The 15,051-nt window shown below is 67.0% G+C and carries 18 protein-coding genes; 10 read left to right on the top strand and 8 right to left on the bottom strand.

Annotated elements, in window-relative coordinates:
- Positions 1-137: 137 nt before the first annotated feature.
- Genes E8P82_RS07795 through E8P82_RS07785 form a run of 3 tightly spaced genes read right to left on the bottom strand, consistent with a single transcriptional unit; the run spans position 138 to position 2,011 of the window.
- Complete coding sequence (locus E8P82_RS07795) at positions 138-536, bottom strand: type II toxin-antitoxin system VapC family toxin (RefSeq protein ID WP_136453920.1); 399 nt, start codon at positions 534-536, stop codon at positions 138-140.
- Positions 533-805 carry an AbrB/MazE/SpoVT family DNA-binding domain-containing protein gene (locus E8P82_RS07790; RefSeq protein WP_136453919.1) on the bottom strand — a complete coding sequence of 91 codons (273 nt, stop codon included), beginning with the start codon at positions 803-805 and terminating at the stop codon, positions 533-535. Before E8P82_RS07790 ends, E8P82_RS07795 begins: the two co-directional genes overlap by 4 nt.
- A 57-nt stretch (positions 806-862) precedes the next feature.
- Positions 863-2,011 carry an aminotransferase class I/II-fold pyridoxal phosphate-dependent enzyme gene (locus E8P82_RS07785; protein WP_136453918.1) on the bottom strand — a complete coding sequence of 383 codons (1,149 nt, stop codon included), beginning with the start codon at positions 2,009-2,011 and terminating at the stop codon, positions 863-865.
- 143 nt (positions 2,012-2,154) lie between these two features.
- Here E8P82_RS07785 and E8P82_RS07780 point away from each other — a divergent pair, with 143 nt between their 5' ends.
- Genes E8P82_RS07780 through E8P82_RS07760 form a run of 5 tightly spaced genes read left to right on the top strand, consistent with a single transcriptional unit; the run spans position 2,155 to position 8,169 of the window.
- Complete coding sequence (locus tag E8P82_RS07780; RefSeq protein ID WP_136453917.1) at positions 2,155-3,528, top strand: aspartate aminotransferase family protein; 1,374 nt, start codon at positions 2,155-2,157, stop codon at positions 3,526-3,528.
- A 1-nt stretch (position 3,529) separates the two neighbouring features.
- Positions 3,530-5,140, top strand: coding sequence for an amidohydrolase (locus E8P82_RS07775; RefSeq protein WP_168796520.1), 1,611 nt, complete (start codon positions 3,530-3,532; stop codon positions 5,138-5,140).
- Positions 5,141-5,189: 49 nt separating this feature from the next.
- The gene (locus E8P82_RS07770; protein ID WP_136453915.1) at positions 5,190-6,449 is read left to right on the top strand and encodes a M20 family metallo-hydrolase; all 1,260 of its coding nucleotides are present in this window, start codon (positions 5,190-5,192) and stop codon (positions 6,447-6,449) included.
- Positions 6,446-6,670: a DUF3311 domain-containing protein gene (locus E8P82_RS07765; protein WP_136453914.1), complete on the top strand. Its 225-nt coding sequence runs from the start codon at positions 6,446-6,448 to the stop codon at positions 6,668-6,670. Before E8P82_RS07770 ends, E8P82_RS07765 begins: the two co-directional genes overlap by 4 nt.
- On the top strand, positions 6,670-8,169 hold the full coding sequence (locus E8P82_RS07760) for a sodium:solute symporter family protein (protein ID WP_136453913.1): 1,500 nt from the start codon (positions 6,670-6,672) through the stop codon (positions 8,167-8,169). The genes E8P82_RS07765 and E8P82_RS07760 overlap by 1 nt, the downstream gene beginning before the upstream one ends.
- 80 nt (positions 8,170-8,249) lie before the next feature.
- Here E8P82_RS07760 and hxlA read toward each other — a convergent pair whose 3' ends face one another.
- Together hxlA and hxlB are read right to left on the bottom strand one after the other, a co-directional pair.
- Positions 8,250-8,873, bottom strand: coding sequence for a 3-hexulose-6-phosphate synthase (hxlA, locus tag E8P82_RS07755; RefSeq protein ID WP_136453912.1), 624 nt, complete (start codon positions 8,871-8,873; stop codon positions 8,250-8,252).
- Positions 8,874-8,913: 40 nt separating this feature from the next.
- Complete coding sequence (gene hxlB, locus E8P82_RS07750) at positions 8,914-9,489, bottom strand: 6-phospho-3-hexuloisomerase (protein ID WP_136453911.1); 576 nt, start codon at positions 9,487-9,489, stop codon at positions 8,914-8,916.
- 172 nt (positions 9,490-9,661) lie between these two features.
- Here hxlB and E8P82_RS07745 point away from each other — a divergent pair, with 172 nt between their 5' ends.
- From E8P82_RS07745 to E8P82_RS07730, 4 genes are all read left to right on the top strand, one after another.
- Positions 9,662-10,201 carry a hypothetical protein gene (locus E8P82_RS07745; protein WP_136453910.1) on the top strand — a complete coding sequence of 180 codons (540 nt, stop codon included), beginning with the start codon at positions 9,662-9,664 and terminating at the stop codon, positions 10,199-10,201.
- Between the two features lie 148 nt (positions 10,202-10,349).
- The gene (locus E8P82_RS07740) at positions 10,350-11,102 is read left to right on the top strand and encodes a DUF305 domain-containing protein (protein WP_425456009.1); all 753 of its coding nucleotides are present in this window, start codon (positions 10,350-10,352) and stop codon (positions 11,100-11,102) included.
- 185 nt (positions 11,103-11,287) lie between these two features.
- A complete protein-coding gene (locus E8P82_RS07735; protein ID WP_136453909.1) occupies positions 11,288-11,554 on the top strand; it encodes a type II toxin-antitoxin system Phd/YefM family antitoxin in 267 nt (88 codons plus the stop codon).
- Positions 11,551-11,946: a type II toxin-antitoxin system VapC family toxin gene (locus E8P82_RS07730; RefSeq protein ID WP_136453908.1), complete on the top strand. Its 396-nt coding sequence runs from the start codon at positions 11,551-11,553 to the stop codon at positions 11,944-11,946. Before E8P82_RS07735 ends, E8P82_RS07730 begins: the two co-directional genes overlap by 4 nt.
- A 15-nt stretch (positions 11,947-11,961) precedes the next feature.
- On the opposite strand, the gene E8P82_RS07725 is transcribed toward E8P82_RS07730, so the two are convergent.
- Both E8P82_RS07725 and E8P82_RS07720 read right to left on the bottom strand, forming a co-directional pair.
- Positions 11,962-12,699, bottom strand: coding sequence for a hypothetical protein (locus E8P82_RS07725; RefSeq protein ID WP_136453907.1), 738 nt, complete (start codon positions 12,697-12,699; stop codon positions 11,962-11,964).
- Positions 12,700-12,777: 78 nt separating this feature from the next.
- A complete protein-coding gene (locus E8P82_RS07720; protein ID WP_136453906.1) occupies positions 12,778-13,098 on the bottom strand; it encodes a putative quinol monooxygenase in 321 nt (106 codons plus the stop codon).
- Positions 13,099-13,271: 173 nt separating this feature from the next.
- Here E8P82_RS07720 and E8P82_RS07715 point away from each other — a divergent pair, with 173 nt between their 5' ends.
- The gene (locus tag E8P82_RS07715) at positions 13,272-14,438 is read left to right on the top strand and encodes a glycerol dehydrogenase (RefSeq protein WP_136453905.1); all 1,167 of its coding nucleotides are present in this window, start codon (positions 13,272-13,274) and stop codon (positions 14,436-14,438) included.
- Between the two features lie 130 nt (positions 14,439-14,568).
- Here the strand turns inward: E8P82_RS07715 and E8P82_RS07710 are convergent, their stop codons facing one another.
- Positions 14,569-15,048 carry an SRPBCC family protein gene (locus E8P82_RS07710; RefSeq protein ID WP_136453904.1) on the bottom strand — a complete coding sequence of 160 codons (480 nt, stop codon included), beginning with the start codon at positions 15,046-15,048 and terminating at the stop codon, positions 14,569-14,571.
- Positions 15,049-15,051: the final 3 nt, after the last annotated feature.

Raw genomic sequence — 15,051 nt, 5'->3', positions numbered from 1 at the left:
GGCGCGGCGGAGTTGGGGTAGGCGTCGAGGTCTTCCACCACCGGGACCACGTGCATGTCGATGTCCTCGGCGGTGGGTCCTGACCTGGCCGGCATTTGCTCTCGAACGTAACCCTCGGCGTCCGTAGCCTGTCAGGCTCAAGCTCCCTGCAGCAGCTTCATACCCTCGAGACCTGAAGCATGCCGATCGAAGGTTGCAGTGAACTCGCAGCCCCGTCGGACGCCGTCGAGCGCTATCAAGGCGTCGGCGAAGTCGTACCCTTCGAGCGCACGTCGCAACGCAGTACGCACAAGATCCGCGTGCTCCACGAGGATCTCGTCGCTCGACACAAGTGCCAGCAGCGTCGGAACAACATCCTTTACCGTAAGCCTGTACCCGCGTCTCAGCACCCAGTAGGTCTCGACCAGCACCGCCGGACTGATGTAGCCGGGCTGAACCGGGGTGAGGGAGCCGAGGAGCGAGGCAGCGAGCGCCGACTGACTGGAGTCATCCTGAGTGAGGAAGCGGACGATGACGTTGGTGTCCAAGCCGATCATGAATGGTCCTCGGAATCAGAGCGCGCCATCCGAGCCAGCGCTTCGTCCTGCACAGCATCGTTCATGGCCTCGACGGAGAGAGAGTCCCCGCCGTCCCGCCGCAAGACACCTTGCAACGACGCCACCGATGTGCGGACCACCTCCAGGACAATTCTGCCGTCAGCCGACCGGATGAAATCGATCTTGCTACCGGCTTCGAGTCCTAGCGCCTGCCGTACTTCCAGCGGAATCGTTACCTGGCCCTTACTCGTCAATTTTGCCTGTACCATCACCTGATCTTACGTAATAAGACATTCCTTACACAAGCGTAAGGAGGCCGACAAGGCTCAGCGCCCACCCGTCCATCGGCCGGCCTTGGCCGCCACCGCGATGTTCCCGGCAAGTTCCTCCGCCCCCGAGGAGACTGCGGCCACCGTGACCCGGATGTACCCGCCATTCTCCGGGAGCACCTGGAAGGGCCTCCCCGGCGTGACGCCGATCCCCTGGCTGGCAAGTCGGACCAGCGCGGCCGACTCGTCGAGGACCGGCACCCAGAGGTTGATGCCGTCGTTCCCCGCCACGACGACGTCGTGCTCCGCGAGCGCCGTGATGACGGCGTCGCGGCGCCGCTGATACTCCTGCCGTGCTGCGGCAACCCGCGTCACGGCGGCGTCGTCAGTGAGCAGGGCCAGCAGGATGTGCTGGAGCAGACGGCTGCTCCAGCCCTGACCGAGCTGACGCCGCGCGTTCATGTCACCGATCATGGCGTGAGGTCCGCTGAGCGCCGCGAGCCGCAGATCGGGTCCGTGGGACTTGGAGAAGCTGCGGATGTGGAGGGTCTGCTCCGGGACCACCTCCCCGAGGCTTACGTGAGCCGTCGAGGCGACCGAGCCTGCGGCGTCGTCCTCGATGATCATGGTGCCGGACGCGCGCAGCACCTCGCCCAGGGCACGACCGCGGCTCGGGGTGAGCGAGAACCCGGTGGGGTTCTGTGCCCTGGGCTGGAGGATCACGGCGACGGCGGGCGTGGCCAGTGCCTCCCGCAGCGGCTCCACCAGCATGCCCTCCCCGTCCATCGGGACGCCGACCACCTCCACCCCGGCCGCTTCGAGCAGATCGAGCAGCAGCGGAAAGGTCGCATGCTCCACGATGACCCGGTCGCCGAAGCGAAAGAAGCACTGGATGGCCAGATCCACCGCATCCATGGCACCGTCGGTGATGCTGAACTCCTCCGCGGCATAGGGCCAGTCCGCGCGGAGGACGGCCAGCAGATCCGGCACCACCGGCTCGTCGAGATAGCTACCCGGCGTCGTCGCCCCCGTGACCGACGTCAGTGCCCGGCCGAGGTGCGGCAGGAGCGCCGGGTCGGGCACACCGGTGGACAGATCGAGGCTGAACAGCGCCGGATGCTCCAGGGCCCGCCGGTAGCGCACCGAACCGGTGTGAGGCTCGGCCACCGTGGTGCCGCGGCGGCGTCGGCGATGCTGCCGAAGCATGCGAGGTACCCGGCCCGCACTGAGCTTCGTGGGCGAATGCCGCAGGTCCCCTATTGTTGGGGTAGGGGTTCGCCCCTATCCTCGGAGGCAGGAACAGGCCCCGTTCGAGAGCCGTTCGTGGTCCCCACCCACAGGAGAATCCCATGACATCGACAACCGACATCTCGGCCGATCCGGACGCCGGAGCAGAGATCCGCCGCCTCGACCGGACGCACGTGTTCCACTCCTGGTCCGCCCAGGGCCACATCGATCCGCTACCCGTCGCCGGCGGCCACGGCTCGTACTTCTGGGACTACGACGGCACCCGGTACCTCGACTTCTCCTCCCAGCTCGTCAATCTCAATCTGGGGCACCAGCACCCCGCCGTCGTCGCCGCGATCCAGGAGCAGGCCGGGAAGCTCGTGACCATCGCACCCGCCTTCGCCAATGATGCCCGCTCCGAGGCCGCCCGCCTCATCGCCGAGGTGGCCCCGGGAGACCTGAACTCCGTGTTCTTCACCAACGGCGGAGCCGAGGCCACCGAGAACGCCGCCCGCATGGCACGGCTCTCGACCGGGCGGCACAAGGTCATGGCAGCGTACCGCAGCTACCACGGCTCGACGGCGGGAGCCATCACGATGACCGGGGATCCCCGCCGCTGGGCGTCGGAACCGGCGATGGCCGGCGTCGTGCACTACTGGGGCCCGTACCTGTACCGCTCGCCCTTCTTCGCCACCACCGAGGAGGAGGAATGCGAGCGTGCACTGGCCCACCTGCGCGACACCATCATGGTCGAGGGTGCACACACCGTCGCGGCCATCATCCTCGAGCCCGTGGTCGGGACCAACGGCATCCTGGTTCCGCCGGAGAACTACCTGGCCGGGGTACGGGCACTGTGCGACGAGTTCGGCATCGTGATGATCGCCGACGAGGTCATGGCAGGCTTCGGCCGCTGCGGTGAATGGTTCGCCGTCGACCGGTGGAACGTCACCCCCGATCTGATCACCTTCGCCAAGGGCGTCAACTCCGGCTACGTGCCCCTGGGCGGCGTGATCATCTCCGACAGCATCGCCGAGTACTTCCGGGACCGGCCCTTCCCCGGCGGCCTGACCTACTCCGGGCACCCGCTCGCGTGCGCCTCCGCCGTCGCCTCCATCACCGCCTTCCACGACGAGCGCATCGTCGAGAACGCCCGCACGCTGGGTCAGGACACCATCGGCCCGGCCCTGCGCGGGCTCGCCGAGCGCCACCCGAGCGTGGGAGAGGTCAGAGGTCTTGGCGTCTTCTGGGCGCTGGAACTCGTGCGGGATCGCGACACCCGCGAACCGCTCGTACCCTTCAACGCGACGGGCGACGACGCGCGGCCCATGACCGAGTTCGCCGCCGAGTGCAGGAAGCACGGGCTCTGGCCGTTCACGCACTTCAACCGCACCCACGTGGTTCCGCCCTGCAACACCTCTCCGGAGGAGATCGCCGAGGGTGTCGAGGCCCTCGACGCCGCACTCGAGGTGGCCGACCGGTACTACACGGGCGCGTAGGGTGGCCGACGCCGGGCGGCCTGTGCGGATCTTCACCGCCGAGCGGATCATCGCCCTCGACGGCACGGAGCCCGAGGCGTTCGCCGTCCGGGACGGCTGGATCACCGCGACCGGCACCCTGGCACTCCTGGAGCAGCAGCACCCCGACGCCGAGCAGATCCGCCTCCACGGCGCCCTCGTGGTGCCGGGCTTCAACGACGCCCACTGCCACGTGTCCCAGGCCGCACTGGCGCGGGCCCGGCTCGATCTCACCGACGTCGACGATGCCGACGATCTGCGCCGGGCCGTCACAGATCGGGTATCCACACTGCCCGACGGCGCGTGGGTGATCGGGCACGCCCTCAACGACCGCCGCCTCACGGCCGACGTCGTCAACCGCGCCTTCCTCGACTCCATCTCCCGCGACCGGCCGATCCTGCTCATCCAGTACAGCTTCCATCGAGCGGTCGCCAACAGTGCCGCCCTGGAACTGATGGGCTACGGTACCGCTGCGGACGCACCTGCGGGCGGCGAACTACTGACCGATCCGGACGGCAGGCTCAACGGCTGGATGTTCGAGCGCGCCTGGCTGGACCAGTGGCTGCCCGGCACCGGCAAGGGCACCCTCGTGGACGCCACCGACCTCTCCGCCCAGACCGCCGCGCTGGCCGAGGTCAACGCAGAACTGCACGCCGTGGGCATCACCTCCTACTGCGACGCGATCGTCACCCCTGTGGAGGAGCGCCTGTACCGGGCGGCGCTCGACGCCGGGACGCTCACCCCGCGCGTGAACATGCTGCTCTGGCACAGCTACTTCGATCCGGCCTCACCGCCGATCTCCCCCGCGGACACACGCCTCCAGTTCGCCGGCGTGAAGATGATGCTCGACGGCGCACTCGGCGGCGGCACCTGCCTCTGCAGGCAGCCCTATCCCGGCGAGAGCGACTCCCCCAACGGCCTGCAGGTCCTCGGTGACGAGCAGTTCACCCAGCAGCTCCGGAAGGTGCACGACGCCGGTCTGCGCGCCGCCGTCCACGCCAACGGTGATCTCGCGATCAGCAAGGTGCTCGACGCGATCGAGTCCCTGACGCCGGATCCGCCGGACGCAGCAGCGGGCAGGATCAATCACCGGATCGAGCACTGCAGCATCGTGGACGCCGGGATCATCGACCGCATCAAGCGTGCCGGGGTCACCCCCGTCCCGTTCGGGGCGTTCATCCACTTCTACGGCCACCAGATCACCGAGTACTACGGCGAGGAACGGGCGCAGCTGACCTGCGCGCACAGGTCCATGCTCGACGCCGGGATCGCCGTCGCCGGCTCCTCGGACTACCCGATCGTGCCGATCGACCCGCTCCTGGCCCTGCAGAGCATGGTGACCCGCGAATCCGCTGACGGACTCGTCGTCGGGCCCGGGCAGCAGCTGGACGTCCTCGATGCCCTCGGCGTCTACACCCATGGCTCAGCGGCCGCTACGGGCGAGGCCCACCTCAAGGGTCGCCTCACTCCCGGTCAGCTCGCGGACTTCGTGGTGCTGGACCGCGACATCACCGTCATCGACAGCTCCGACATCCACCGGACCACTGTCCGCTCCACCTGGGTGGGCGGCGAGTGCGTCTGGTCTGCCCCATGATCCTGTTGCCACCAGACCGCCGACATCCCTGAGCCGAAGGAGCCCCACCGTGTCCGCTGAAGCCTTCCTGACCGACTTCCACGAGGTCGCGACCATCGGCGCCACGAGCGGGAACGGCGTGGAACGCCAGGCCGCGACGCCGGAGGACGGCCGGACCCGGACTTGGTTCGCCGAATGGGCAGCGCGGCAGGGCTGGCCCGTCCGCGTGGACGGCATCGGCAACATGTTCGCGCTGCTGGAGTGGACACCCGGAGCGCCCTTCGTGCTCATCGGATCCCACCTGGACAGCCAGCCGCTGGCCGGGCGCTTCGACGGCGCCTTCGGCGTCGTCGCAGCCCTGCACGCCGCACGGACCATCAGCGAACAGATCGCGGCCTCGGATCCCCCCACGCACAATCTCGCCGTCGTCAACTGGTTCAACGAGGAGGGCGCCAGATTCCCGCCGTCCCTCATGGGCAGTTCCGTCTATGCCGGGCTCATGGACCAGGAGGAGATGCTGGCGGTGCAGGATCTCGACGGCGTCTCCGTCCGGGACGCCCTGGACGGGATCGGCTTCCGCGGCACCGACGAGCGTCCCGAGGCCGTCGGCTACGCTGAGGTGCACATCGAGCAGGGACGCCGGCTCGAGCGCGAGTCCCTGACGCTCGGCGCCGTCGATTCGAGCTGGTACACGCAGAAGCTCGACATCGAGGTGCTCGGCGAGCAGTCCCACACCGGCGCCACCGCCATGGCCGATCGTCATGATGCCCTGCTCGGAGCGGCCCGAGTGGTCCAGCTGGTCCACGAGGTCACGCAGGACTTCGAGGAGGAGGCGATGGTCTCCTCCGTGGGACGGTTCAACGTGGAGCCGAACTCCCCCATCGTCGTCGCCCGCAGGGTGCACCTCGTGGCGGATCTGCGCTCGGGGGACCCCGACATCGTGGCAAGTGCTCGAACCACACTCATCCGTCAGCTCAGCACACTGGCCGAGGAGCAGGACCTGCGCATCACCGTGCGGGACTTCGACATCAGACCCATCCAGCGCTTCCCGGAGAACGGTGTGGAGCTCGCCGAGAAGGTGGCCGCCACGCTCGGACTCGGGATCCGCCGCATCCAGACCATGGCCGGTCACGACTCGGTGGCGATGAACAGCATCGTCCCGTCCGTCATGCTCTTCGTCCCCTCCGTGGACGGCGTCTCCCACTGCGAGCGAGAGTTCACCCGTGACGAGGACCTGGTCTCCGGCCTGCACGCCCTCACCGGGATAGCCACCGAACTCATCGACGGCGCCCTGACCACCAGCACAGCAGCGAAAGTAGGTGAAGGATGAAAAAGCAAACGTTCACCGCGATCTTCACGATCGTGTCCGTGGCGGCGTTCCTGCCGCTGATCTTCCCGCTCTATAGCTTTGCGAACCGCGAGACGCCGATCGTTCTCGGTTTCCCGTTCAGCTTCTTCTGGATGATCCTGTGGGTACTCATCGTGGTCGTCGCGGTGATCGTTCTCTATTTCCTGGACCCGGAGCGCAAGCAGCAGGAGGGTGATCACTGATGCAGGACTGGCAATGGGCCCTCACGATCATGCTGGCCTATCTGGCCATCGCACTGCTCATCGGACTCTGGGCGGGCAAGGGCCGCGGTGGATCCGTCAGTGAATTCGCCGTCGCCGGCCGCACGCTCGGCATTCTCGTCACCGCCTGCCTCATGGGCGGCGCGGTCTTCAGCGCGTTCTCGTTCCTCGGCGCGCCGGGCTGGGCCTTCGACCGTGGCGCGCCGGCGTACTACATCATCGTCTACACCGCGTTCGGCATCCTGCCCTGGTACATCATCGGGCCGAAGATCCGGAAGATCGGCCAACGCCTCGATCTCTACACCGTCTCCGGGTTCCTCTTCGCGCGCTTCCGCAACAGGGCCATCCCCGTGCTCATCGCCGTCATCGCCCTCTTCGCCTTCGTGCAGTACCTCGCGACGCAGATGAAGGGCATGGCGTACATCTTCAACATCATGACCGACGGCCGGGTACCGTTCTGGCTGGGCGCACTGGCCGCCTATGGCATCGTGGTGGTTTACGTCGCCACCGGCGGCCTGCGCGCCGCCGCCTGGTCGGATGTGTTCCAGGCCATCCTGATGGTGCTCATCTCCTGGGTCATCGGGATCGTCGTGGTCGTCCAGCTCCACGGCAGCACCAGCGCCATGTTCTCGAGCATCGCTCGCGACCGGCCGGGGTTCCTGGAGATCGGCTCCGAGGGATCGACGATGTCGGCCACGGCCTACACCACCACCATCCTGGTGTCCCTCATCGGCATCCTGATGTGGCCGCACCTGTTCTCGAAGTCGTACTCCTCGCGGCCCGTCACCATCAAGCGCACCGTACTCATCTACCCGGTGTTCGCGCTGTTCCTGATCCCGCTGCTGCTGGCCGGCTTCGCAGCCATCGGCGCAGTGCAGTCGGGGGACGTGGTCCCCGACGAGATCCTCCCCCACCTGATCACCAATGTGCTGCAGATGCCCGGCTGGCTCTACGGCCTGGTGGGCGCCGGTGCACTGGCGGCCGCCATGTCGTCCGCCGACGCGATCACGCACAGCGCGTCCATGGAGTTCACGAACGGCGTCGTCCACCAGATCAGGCCCAACATGCCGGAGCAGCGCACGCTCGTGACCATGCGGACTGCCGTCGTCGTGATCGGTGGGGCCGCGTACCTCATCGCGGTCTTCGGCGGACAGGGGCTGATCGCCCTGCTGCTCGGCGCGTACGGGTCGATCGTGCAGTTCGCCCCGGCCGTGTACAGCGCCCTGTACTGGCGGCGGGCCACGGCTCCCGGCGTGATCGCCGGACTGCTCGTGGGGGCACTGGTGAACTACTACTACCAGTTCGTGGCCGAGCCCCTGTTCGACATCAACCCGGGCATCCTGGGGCTGATCGCGAACGTCGTCGTCATGGTCGGTCTGAGCTTCGCCACGAAGCCGCCGGCAGCCGATGCCATCGATGGCTTCGTCGACATCGACGGCGTCGTCGCGCGGGAGAAAGGGCACAGGACCGCGGTGCAGTAGACCGTTCGATACAGCAGAAAGGCCGGCCCCTGGAGGGACCGGCCTTTCTGTGCGCTACACCCTGTCAGGAGTCGGGTGGATCAGCTGATGGCTTCACGCAGTTCGCGCGCGGCCTTCGCGGGATCGTCGTGGCTGTAGATTCCGCTGCCGACGACGGCGACGGTGGCACCGGCGGACTGCACGTCCTTGATGGTGTCGAGCTCCACGCCACCGGCGACGGAGAACGGGACGCCGGACTCCTTGCCCGCGGTCAGCAGGGTATTGAGGTCATAGCCGTCCTGGGCCTGCTCGTCGAGGCCCGCGTGGAACTCGACGAACTCGGCACCGAGCTCGGTGACCTCCTTGGCGCGGGCTGCCTTGTCGCCGACACCGATGAGATCGACGACGACGCCGCGGCCGTAGTCCTTGCCGGCCTTGATGGCACCGGCGATGGTGGAGTCATCGGCCACGCCGAGCACCGTCATGAGATCGGCGCCGGCCTCGAAAGCTGCACCGGCCTCGAGCTCGCCGGTGTCCATGGTCTTCAGGTCGGCAAAGACGATCTTGTCGGGGTGCGCGGCCTTGATCGCGGTGACGGCCGCGAGACCGGCGTTCTTCACCAGCGGGGTGCCGAGTTCGATGATGTCGACGTACTCGGCCACCTTCCCGGAGAGTTCGAGGGCGTCCTCGAGGGTCAGTACGTCCATGGCGAGTTGCAGTTTCATTGGTGTCCTTTGCTTGCTGGGGATGGAGATGACGGCGGCGCTACTCGAGGTTCGCGTGCCGGGGCCAGAGGTCCTCGGCGGGTGTGCCCTCGGCCTGCCAGAGGGTGTGGAAGACGGCGTCGAGCACCAGCAGGAGCGCCTGCTCGAAGAGGCTGCCCGAGTACTGGCGGGAAGCGGCGCCGCTGTGGTCGGTCTTCTGTGCCGCGGGGATCACGACGACGACGTGGGCGATGCCTGCGAGCTTCGAGTCGCCGTCGGTGGTCAGGGCCGCGACGCGGGCGCCCTCGGAGACCGAGGTCTGCGCTGCTGCAACCGCTCCAGCCGTGGTGCCCGAACCGGACGCGACGATCAGGAGATCACCCGAGCCGATGGCCGGCGTCGTCGTCTCACCCACCACGTGGACGGTCAGGCCGAGGTGCATGAGGCGCATGGCGTACATACGCAGCGCGAGGCCGCTTCTCCCGCCGCCGGTGACGAAGACCCGTTTCGCCTGCTGGATCTCGGAGACGAGAGCTGCGAGCTGGTCCTCCTGCAGACCGTCCGCTGCTCCGGCGAGTTCGTCCTGGATGAGGCGGAGGCTCGCGGTGACGGAGGGTATGTCCGATGCATCAGTCAACGGTGGTGCTCCTCTCTGAAGGCTTCTGCGTGACTCTCCAGTAGATCACCGTTGCCGCAGCGTGGTGGCCGCAATCGGCTCTTAGCTGATATCGGCCCCTGACGCCACGTTGCCCTATACCCCATGGGGGTATACGTTCGAGCTGACATCCTACGAAGGAAAGGAGGAGGCGGTGAACGGAATCACCGAACGACGGCGTCGTCCGGCCCTGCCGTTCACGGTCCAATCCCTGCTTCCTGCCCTGCTCTCCTTCGTCGGCCTGACCGCGATGATCATCGGAATACTTGCGATGCATGTCTGGATGGGCGGACACGGAGCCACCGCCCATCACGGCACCGGCACGACGTCGATCTCCAACTCAGCGTCTCCCGCTGCTGGGGCGTACTCGATTGACGCACCACGCGTGTACCTCGCGGATGGACCGGTCACGCATTCCAGTTCAGCAGCGCCGGTGCTTCCCGCGCTCACCGTGCCAGGTGACGATCTCTCCGACCTGGCAGTGCCCGCGGGATGCGGATCGGACTGCTCGGGCGAGGTAGCACTGAGCATCTGTGTGCTGGCCCTTGTCCTGGTCGGGATCGTGCGGCTCCTCACACCGACCGGCCGTGCCCTGGCATTCCCCCTGCTCCGGCGTGGGCCACCGCTGGCGCACCGGACCTCCCGGGCAGTCCCTACTCCTTCACTGACTCAGCTCTGCATCAGCCGCAGGTAGAATCCGCGGCCCGTTCCGCCACTGGCGGTAGGGCCGGATTCTCCGCGTGCCCTCGCCCTCCTGCGCCGATGGCACGTGCCGCGCCGCCCCTCGATGGGGCGGAAGCGACTGACAGCACACCCCTTTTCGAGTTCTGAAGGATCTGACCATGATGAAGCGTTCCCTTTCCCTTGCCGCCCTGAGCCTTGCGGCGGTACTCACCCTCTCCGCCTGCGGGGCCGACGACGGCTCGACCGCCGGCGCCGATACCGGCAGCACGGACACCTCCAGCTCGGCACCTGCAGCCCCCGCCACGAGTGCGCCAGGCGGAGCGTCGCCGTCCGGCGATGCGACGGCGAGTACACGCTCCGACCCCGCAGCGGACGAGCACAACGCCGCGGACGTCATGTTCGCGCAGATGATGCTCCCGCACCACGAGCAGGCCGTGGAGATGAGCGAGCTGATGCTCGGGAAGGACGGCGTCAGCCCCGAGATCGCGGACCTCGCGTCACGGATCAAGGCCGCCCAAGGTCCCGAGATGGACACCATGGAGAGCTGGCTCGAGACGTGGGACAGCCCCATGGGCGGAGAGGACGGCCATGGCATGGGCTCCATGGGATCCGATTCTGGGTCGATGGGAAATATGGACGGAATGGGCACGGGCGGAATGGGCACGGATGGAATGGGCATGGGCGGGATGATGAGCGAGGACCAGATGGCCGAGCTCGAATCCGCTGACGCCCCCGAGGCCTCCCGTATGTTCCTCGAGTCCATGACGGCCCACCACGAGGGCGCGATCGACATGGCGCGCACCGAGATCGACAACGGCGAGTACCCGGATGCCCTTGCCATGGCCGAGACAATCGTGGAGACCCAGCAGGCCGAGATCGAGGAGATGAAGGGCCTCCTCGCGGACCTGTGATCCGCTCGAGGCCCTGACGCAGTACAGTCCGCGGTCCCTCTACCCCCGAGGGTTTAATAGGCGGACCGAATTGCCCCTGAACAGGTGCCGGCGTGGAGGTCCCGTCCCCTTCATGCCGGCACCGCTACGACCAGTAAGCCTACCGGTCGGCAATTAGACTTGCTACATTTGCTACGGAGGTTCCCATGACCATCATCCCGCATCGCGAGCTACGAAACCAGAGCAGCAAGATCCTCGAACGTGTCAAGAACGGCGAGACGATCAGCGTCACCAACAACGGCGAGGTCGCCGCGACACTCGTCCCGCCGTCCCGCACTCCCTACGAGCGACTGCTCCGCTCGGGCGGCGTACGCCCCGCGCCCGCAGGAAGAGTCGACTTCCGATTGTTACAGCGCGTAAAGATCGAGGACGCGTCTGCCGACATTCTTTCTGATCTTCGCGGTGATCGATGATCGCTTATCTGGATACGTCCGCTGCCCTGAAGCTTCTGGTCGAGGAGCGCGAGTCCGAACACGTGGCCGAGTATCTATCAGGTACCCCGAATCTCGACATCGTTGCCTCCATGCTCCTTCACACCGAACTGCACTGCGCATCACAAAGACGCGCGGCTATACCGCCGGCGTCGGTGAACGCGGTTCTGAGAGGGGTGGATCTAGCCGATGCCACGCGATCAGACTTCCTGGTTGCTGCAGCACTCCCAGGACGGCTCAGGAGCGCTGATGCACTTCACCTCGCGACGGCGATCCGCCTCGAAGCCGACATGCTGGTGACCTATGACGCAGAAATGCGAGTAGCCGCTGTTCAGGCCGGCCTCTCTGTCGAGTCGCCCGGCGCCAGACAGTAGCGATCGGTCTCCGATTCACGCGTGCCAGGACACGGCGCTGATCACCTGACTCGCGGTGCGGTGCACGGCGGCATCGGTGCTGGTGTCCTTGCAGGAGAAGGCGGCCAGCTGAGTCCTCACCGATGCGAGCAGGTCCTCCCAGGAGATCCAGCAGACGACGTCGTCGAGCCGGTCCATCAGCTCTTCCTCAGTCGGCCCTGTGTTTCCCGCCCGCTCGAGGACGGCGGGCAGGTGCAGCCTGACGGCGTCCTTCGGCGACATCTTGCCCAGCCCCCTCACGGAGACGGGCGGCGCGACGCCGAGGAGGAACAACAGTGGAGTGCGGTCCCCCGCGTTGTTCATGACGGTCAGGTACTCACGGGCCAGCTGCTCGGGCTGGAAGGCGCTGGTCCTGATGCGTTTCGCCTCGACGAAGGCGAAGACTTCCGGACTGAGGATCAGCGCGTCCGGCTGCACGATGAACTTCTGTGCCACCACGGCGGGATTCACCGACATGTCCCCGGGAAGCAGCGACATCCGCGCGGACTCGGCTTGGTCCGCCAGGATCGACCGGGCCGCGTCGGCACCTGAGCAGGAACGCATGACCGCCGCAAAGAAGTGTGTCCTCGGCAGCAGGTCCAGACCGATGAGCACCTCTGCTGTGAGGACGTTCTCCATTCCTCGGCCGCCACGACGGTAGTTCACCGCTTTCTCCCACGAAATCTCCTCGAGGAGTCGGGTGATCATTGACGGCGGAGTGGGGTCGTGGTCCATGTAAGTATCTTCACCCATCACAGAGCGCGTCTCGGTAAGTGCACCGACGCCCGTCCCCGTCCCGCCGTCGGGCGCCCGTCAACTGACGGTGAGCTCGCCCATCCGCCCCCAGCCCTCGGCGTCGATCTTCTCGCTGATGATCTCCGGGGTCTCCCGGAGGGCCTGCGGCATGTCCTGCATGGCCTGCCCGAAGTGGGCGCTGTTCACGTGGTCCTCGGCGGCGTCGTCCTGGAACGCCTCGACGAGGACGAACTCGTCAGGATCCTCCACGCTGCGGGACCAGTCGAACCAGAGATTACCCGGCTCCTGCCGGGTGGCCTCGGTGAAGTCACGGGTCAGGTCCAGCCAGCGGTCCGCCCAGTCGGGCTTGACCCTGAATTTGACGACGATGAAGATCATGCGGTGGTGCCTTCCGGCTCGGGTGCGCTCCCGCGGATGCGTAGTGCTTGTTCTGCAGTCTGCCGCTCCGGGCATGCCGATTCAAGGTGGATTAGCAAGAGGCGAAGGCCCGGGCATCACCTCGTCGCGCAATCGTAGGTTGGAATGACACCCACCACTGGAAGGAGACCCCGATGTCCGATTCGACGAAGGTCCCTGCTGCACAGATCCGCACCATGATCAGCCCGGCCCGCTACGTCCAGGGCAAGGGCGCCATCAGCCGCCTCGGCGAGTTCCTCGCCCCGATCGGCAGCACACCGCTCCTCGTGTCCGATGACATCGTCTGGGGTTTCGTGTCCCACGAGGTCGAAAAGTCCCTCAGCTCCGCGGACCTGCCCACCAACCGCATTGTCTTCAACGGGGTGCCCAGCGCCAAGGAAGTGGACCGGTTGAGCGGACTCATCCAGGAGAACGGCTCCGACGTGATCGTGGCCCTCGGCGGCGGTTCCACGATCGACGCCGTCAAGGCCGCCGGTCACGCTGCGGGGATCCGCTGGGTCACCGTCCCGACCGTGGCGTCGACGGACGCTCCGGCCTCGGCCCTGTCGGTGATCTACTCCGAGGACGGCGTGTTCGAGGAGTACCGCTTCTTCCCGAGGAACCCCGACCTGGTGCTGGTGGACACCCAGCTCGTAGCCAACGCTCCGGCGTCGTTCCTTGCTGCCGGCGTCGGCGACGCCCTTGCCACCTGGCTCGAGGCCCGCGCCACGCAGCGGGCGTTCGCGACCACCATGGCCGGCGGGCTGCCCACTCTCAGCGGTACAGCCCTTGCGAAGTTATCCTGGGACGTCCTGTGGGAGAACGCGCTCCCGGCGCTGGACGCGGTGCGGGACAATCTCGTCACGCCTGCCGTCGAGCGTGTTGTGGAGGCGAACACCCTGCTCTCGGGTCTCGGCTTCGAATCGGGTGGTCTCGCTGCCGCGCACGCCATCCACAACGGCCTGACCGCCGCGCCGCAGACCCACGGGCTGGCGCACGGGGAGAAGGTCAACATCGGCTCGCTCACCCAGCTGGTCCTGGAGGGTGCGCCGAGTGACGAGATCCGCGACTTCGTCGAGTTCACCACGCGCGTGGGGCTGCCGAACACGCTGACAGAGATCGGGCTGACGGTCGATGACGACGAGGACCTGCGCCGTGTGGCGGAGACCGCGAGCGCGCCCGAGGATACGATCCACAACATGCCCTTCGAGGTCTCGGTCGACGATGTGACCAGTGCGCTGAAATCCATCGAACGGCTGTCCCGGGGAATTCGGGAGCGGGCCGGTCTGCCGGAGCCGAAGTGGTACAAGGCTGAGAACTGACGCTGCTGCGTCGGAAGCCACCGAGCCTGGCTACCCGATGGATCGGCGTCTCCGTCGGCACCATCGAGCAGGACCAGGAAGTGGCGACGGCGGGCGCTGCGGCTTACTGAGGTTGCTTCCGCTGCGGCGGCTACGAGCCGTTCTCGGCGATCCGCTTGATGGCGGCGAGCGTCGTCGGGATGCCGTCGAGCGCCTGCTGGGTCCGGTCGGCGATCTCGGCAGCCGCCTTGCTCCCGAACTTCTCCTCGAAGAAGGCGATGCCGCCCGGCAGGAAGTCCCACGATTCGGTCAGGACTGTTTCGGTGCCGGACGGCGTCAACGTGTAGCCCCAGCGCACCCGGTCGCCGCCTACCGCCCAGGCGAACTCGCGCCCGGGTTCCGCGGCCAAGACCTTCGACCGGGTCTCCCACGTGCGGTGCGGAAGCTCGTTGTGTCCGGTGAACCAGGCACCGACCCGGCCTGCCTCGGCGTCGTCGTCCCACCAGCACCGCGTGCACACCGGACTCCACTCACCGGTGCGGGTGATGTCGGAGACGAGGTCGTAGACGGCATCCGCCGACGCCTCAATCGTGACGGACTGCTCGTGGTGGCGGATCTCTGTCTGAGTCATGCG

The sequence above is a fragment of the Arthrobacter echini genome, from assembly GCF_004803505.1.
GTDB lineage: Bacteria > Actinomycetota > Actinomycetes > Actinomycetales > Micrococcaceae > Arthrobacter_D > Arthrobacter_D echini.
The sequence above is the reverse complement of the archived record's forward strand: the minus strand, read 5'-3'. Positions and strand labels throughout refer to the sequence as shown.